Source organism: Saccharomonospora iraqiensis subsp. iraqiensis, from assembly GCF_000430445.1.
Classification (GTDB): domain Bacteria; phylum Actinomycetota; class Actinomycetes; order Mycobacteriales; family Pseudonocardiaceae; genus Saccharomonospora; species Saccharomonospora iraqiensis.
This window is the reverse complement of sequence record NZ_KE387124.1, coordinates 48,990-54,333: the sequence shown is the minus strand read 5'-3', so window position 1 is coordinate 54,333 and position 5,344 is coordinate 48,990. Positions and strand designations below refer to the sequence as shown.

The window sequence follows — 5,344 nt, the reverse complement described above, 5'->3', positions numbered from 1 at the left end:
CGACGCGTGGCGGGAGCGGCTCGGGGCGTTCGAGCGGGCGTGGGCCTGGGCCGCCACGGCGACGTGGCTGACGGCGCAGGAATCCACGGACACCAACGCCCTGCAGCAGCGCGTCGTCACGATCGAGGACGAGATCCACGCGCAGGTCGGCACCCTCGCCGCCCGGCGCGCGTGGGATTACGCCGCCTCCCCGGAACGGCTGGACGGCACCGCGAAGGCCGACCTGACGCAGTACGCACAGCTGGTCAAACGCGGCGGCAAACTGAGCGGCAAGTACGCCGCGCAGCGCAAGGCCGATATCCGCAGGGCGATGGAACGCTGCCGCCCCGCGGTGCCGGTGTGGATCATGCCGCTGTACCGGATCGCCGAGCAGTTCCGGGTCCAGCCGGACATGTTCGACGTCGTGATCGTCGACGAGGCGTCCCAGGCGGGGCTGGAGGCGACCTTCCTCCAGTACCTCGCGCCGAAGATCGTCGTCATCGGCGACGACAAGCAGGTCTCGCCCACGGCGGTCGGCGTCGATCAGCAGGAGCTGCGCGATCTGGCCCGCCAGTACCTCACCCACGACCGCTACCGCGCGTCCTGGGAGGACCCGAAGCGCAGCCTGTTCGACGAGGCGAAGATGCGCTACGGCGGGCTGATCACCCTGACCGAGCACCGCCGCTGCGTGCCGGAGATCATCGGCTTCTCCAACCGGATCGCCTACGAGCCGGACAACATCCGCCTCGTCCCGGTGCGCCAGTACGGCAACGACCGGCTCGACCCGATCCGAGCCGTCCACGTCGAGGACGGCTACCAGGCGGGCAACAAGACGAACCCGGCCGAGGCCGAACGCCTCGTGGCGCAGGTCGAGGAGTGCCTGAACGACCCGCGCTACGACGGGAAGACGTTCGGCGTCATTTCCCTGCTCGGTCAGCAGCAGGCCAAGTACATCCAGAACCTGTTGATGGAGCGGATCCCGGGGCCGGAGTGGTCCGCGCGGGATCTGCGCTGCGGCGACGCGGCGGACTTCCAGGGCTCCGAGCGGGACGTGATGTTCCTGTCCATGGTCTCCGTGGCCGAGGAGGGCAGGCGGCTGACCGCGTTGACCGCCGACATGTACGTGCAGCGGTACAACGTCGCGGTCTCCCGTGCCAAGGACCAGCTCTGGGTGTTCCACTCGCTCGGCCGGGACGAGCTGCACAACCCCGAGGACATGCGGTTCCAGCTGTTGGACTACTGCTACGGGGTGATCAACCGCGGCGAGGTCGGCGCCGAGGGCGCCCCCGACGGCGGGGTGCGGCCGGTGCCGGAGGACACGCCGGTGGCGCCGTTCGACTCGCTGTTCGAGCAGCGCGTGTACAACCGGATCATCGACCGCGGGTACACCGTGCTGCCGCAGTACGAGGCCGCCGGGTACCGCATCGACCTGGTGGTGCTGGGCGGGCAGACCCGTCTGGCCGTCGAGTGCGACGGCGACGAGTGGCACGGCCCCGATCAGTTCGAACACGACCTCGCCCGGCAGCGCGATCTGGAACGGTGTGGGTGGCGGTTCTTCCGCATCCCCGAGTCCCTGTTCTACGCCGACCCGTCGGCGGTGTTGAGCGGACTGTGGGACCTGTTGCGCGACATGGGAATCCACCCCTCCGGCGGTGAACCGGCCGCGGCGTCGGCGTCCGTTGTGGACTATGCCGGAATGGCCACCTCGGACGGTGCCGTCGACACGGATCCGGTGTCCGGACCGGCTTCCTCCTCCGCACCGGGGACCGTCCTGGGGAACGCTGCCCCGGAGGTCGACACCGTCCCCGAGCCCGAGCCCGAGCCCGAGCCCGAGCCCGAGCCCGAGCCCGAGACGGGGACCGGGGCTCCGGTGAGCCGCACGGCGGCGGGAGTCGAGGGAGCGGTGGAAACCGGATCCGCAGCTGGAGCGGAGGCCGACGCCGATGCGGACACGGACGCGGCCACCGACGCCGGCACCGGTGAGGAACCGCGGGCGCACGGCACCGGGACGGGGCCCCACCGTGCGGACGCTCCCCGGACGCCCGAACCGTACGTCGAGTTCCGGGGCACGGTGGCGTCGGTGCAGGCGGTGCGCGGCACGATCCTCGCGGGCCTGCGCGAGATCGTTGCCGTGGAGGGCCCGATCACCGGCGACCGGCTCCGCCAGGTCTACGTCCGCGCCTCCGGCGGGCAACGACTCGGCAAGCAGATCGTCAGCAAGCTCAACTCGGTGATCAGCTACGCCGTGCGGCAGGGTGAGCTGGTGCGGGACGACCCGTTCGGCCGTGCCGGGGTCAAGCCCGCCGCGTTCCGGCTCCCGGAGCAGTCACCGGAGCCGGTGCGGGAGGTCGGCCCCCGGTCGGTCGAGGAGGTGCCGGTGCGCGAGCTCGCCGCGCTCATGCGGCGCGCGGCCGACGTCGACCGCGACGACGACGAGACGGTGCTGCGCGCCGCGTTGCAGGAGTTCGGCATCGGTCGGCTGTACCAGCGCACCCGGGAGCAGCTGCTCCCGGCGCTGGAGCTGGCCCGACAGTGGCACTGACGGCGGTACGATCGCCGCGGCGGGCAGGTCCGGTCCGGCATGCTCGGCACGGTGGGATCCGAAGGAAGGGGTGGCCGCGTGGCCAGCGGTGGAGAAGCGGCGCCGAAGCCGGGGCCGCCGCCCGCGTTGCAGCGGTGGTTTCAGGAGCGCACGTCCCCGTACGCGTGGGAACAGGACGGCCTCGACCACGTCAGACGGCTGATGCCGCAGGCCGAGCCCTACCGGGCGTGGGCGACGTTCTCCTTCACCGGCAGCTCCGGCCGGGTCAACGAGTGTGACCTGCTCATCGCCGTGCCTGGTGGGCTGTACCTGGTGGAGCTGAAGGGCCACCCGGGCCGCGTCGTCAACCACGGCGACACCTGGAGCGTCTATCCAGAGGACGGGTCGCGCCGCCCGAACACCCTGCGCAATCCCCTGTCGCTGACCGACCTCAAGTGCAAGGAGCTCAAGCAGCGGCTGGACTGGGCCGCGCGCAAGCGCCACCTCAGCGTGCGTATCCCCCGGGTCGAACCGGCGGTGTTCCTCTCCGCGCGGGGCCTGCGGTCGGAGCTGGACGAGGTGCAGCGCACCCGTGTCTACGGCCGCGACGACGACTGCGACGGCCTGCCCGGCATCTGGAACGACCTGCTCTCCCGCCCGCCGCAGCGGGAGCACCAGCGGATCACCCCGGATTTCTCCCGGCATGTCCTGCCGATGCTGCTGGAGACCATCGGCATCCGAGCCTCCACCGCGCACCTGCGCTTCGGTGACGACTGGACGTTGTCCGGCGAGCTGCTGGACGCGGGCCCGACGTGGGAGGACCGGCTGGCCGAGCGGTCCGGCATCGTGCGCGAGCAGGGCCGGGTCCGCATCTACCTCACCGAGCAGCAGGCCGACGACGAGAAGCGGCAGTCGGTCGAGCGTGCCGCCCGCCGCGAGTACCAGGTTCTGCAGGATGTGGCGCACCGCGGCATCGCCCAGCCGGTGCAGATCCGCCACCATCAGGGCGGCCCGGCGATCCTGTTCCACCACCGCGACACCGACATCCGCCTCGACTCGTACATGGATCTGCACGGCGAGTCCCTGAGCACCGAGACCCGGCTGGATCTGGTGCGCCAACTCGCCGAGGCGGTGCAGTACGCTCACCAGCGTTCGCTGTACCACCGGGCGCTGTCGGCACGGTCGGTGTACGTGTCGGCGCGTGACGACGGGTCCGACCCGGTGGTGCGGATCATCGACTGGCAGGCCGCCGCCCGCGATTTCGACAGTGCCGTGTCCACCACGGGTACGTCGCTGGGCCACTCCTCGCTGACCGGGGAACACCTGGCGGGCTCGTCGGAGGTGTACTTCGCACCCGAGTTCGCCCCGTACGCCGATCCGGTGGATCTGGACGTGTTCGGTTTGGGTGCCCTGGCGTTCCTCGTGCTCACCGGACGTCCGCCGGCGACGCGACGCGGCGGGCTGATCGAACGGCTCGCGGAGAACCGGGGACTGCGCCCCTCGGCGCTGTCCGACGGCGTGTCCGACGCGCTCGACACGCTGGTGTTCGACGCCACCCGGACCGACGTGGCCGACCGGCTGTCGTCGGCGGAGGAGTTCCTCGCCCGGTTGGACACCGCCGAGACCCGGTCGGTCCCCGCGTCGACGGCCACGGTCGTGGACCCGCTCACGGTGTCCGCGGGGCAGGTCGTGGATGGCTGGCACGTGGAGCGTGTGCTGGGCACCGGCGCCACCGCCCGCGCGCTGCTGGTCACCGCGGTCGCCGACGACGAGGACGACACCGGGCAGGACCCGCGCCGGGTGCTCAAGGTCGCCCTCGACGAGGACAAGGCGGAACACCTGCGTGCGGAGGCCCGTGCCCTGGACATCGTGGGTGGCGGCGTCGTGGTGCAGAAGCTCGACGGGCCGCGGGAGCTGGGCGGGCGCACCGTGCTCGACCTGGAGTTCGCCGGGGGACAGGACTCCGTCGGCTACACCCTCGGCGAGTCGCTGCGCACCGACGGCAAGCTCAGCTACCACAACCTCGAACGCTACGGGCGCGACCTGTTCACCGCCCTGGACCAGCTCGCCGGGCGGGGTGTGCGGCACCGCGACCTCAAGCCGGACAACTTCGGTGTCTACCGCCGTGCCGACCGGTCGTGGCAGCTCATGCTGTTCGACTTCTCCCTGGCCGAGGTGTCCGAACGCGATGTCACGGCCGGCACCCGCGGCTACCTGGACCCGTTCCTGGACACCAACCGCCGCCCCGTCTACGACGATCACGCCGAGCGGTACGCGGCCGCGGTGACGCTGCACGAGATGGCCACCGGTCAACGCCCGGTGTGGGGCGACGGGGTCAGTGATCCGCGCACCACCGACGACGAGACCCCCTCCCTCGCGGCGGACCTGTTCGAGCCGGCCCTGCGGGACGGCCTGACGGCGTTCTTCCAGCGCGCCCTGCACCGCGACGCCGACCGCCGTTTCGACACGCTGCGGCAGATGGAGGACGCCTGGCGCGCGGTGTTCACCGCGGCCGACCAGGCCCGCCCGGCCACCACTCCGGAGACGGTCGACCTCGACGACGCCGACCTGCAGCAGACCCGCGACGCCCACGCCGAGGCCGCGACCCCGGACACCCAGCTCGACGCGGCGGGCCTGTCGCCACGGGCGGTGTCGGTGGCGCAGTCGTTCGGCGTGTCCACCGTGGGCGAGCTGTTGGAGCGGGTGCGTCCGCACGAGATCAGCCGGGCGCGCGGCGCGGGCAAGGCCGTGCGCAACGAGCTGAACCGCCGGTTCAAGCAGTGGAAACAGGCCCTGCTCGACGCCCCCGCACCGGCCCGGGCAGCGGCGGACGAGTCCGCGGGC

2 protein-coding genes are annotated in these 5,344 nt (G+C 71.8%); both read left to right on the top strand.

The genetic code is table 11. The features are described 5' to 3' along the window. Positions 1-2,521: AAA domain-containing protein (locus tag ACTIR_RS24285; protein WP_233345950.1), on the top strand; the 2,521-nt coding region annotated here is incomplete at its 5' end. Positions 2,522-2,599: 78 nt separating this feature from the next. Beyond that, the coding region (gene pglW, locus ACTIR_RS24280; RefSeq protein WP_233345949.1) for a BREX system serine/threonine kinase PglW at positions 2,600-5,344 on the top strand (2,745 nt) is incomplete at its 3' end.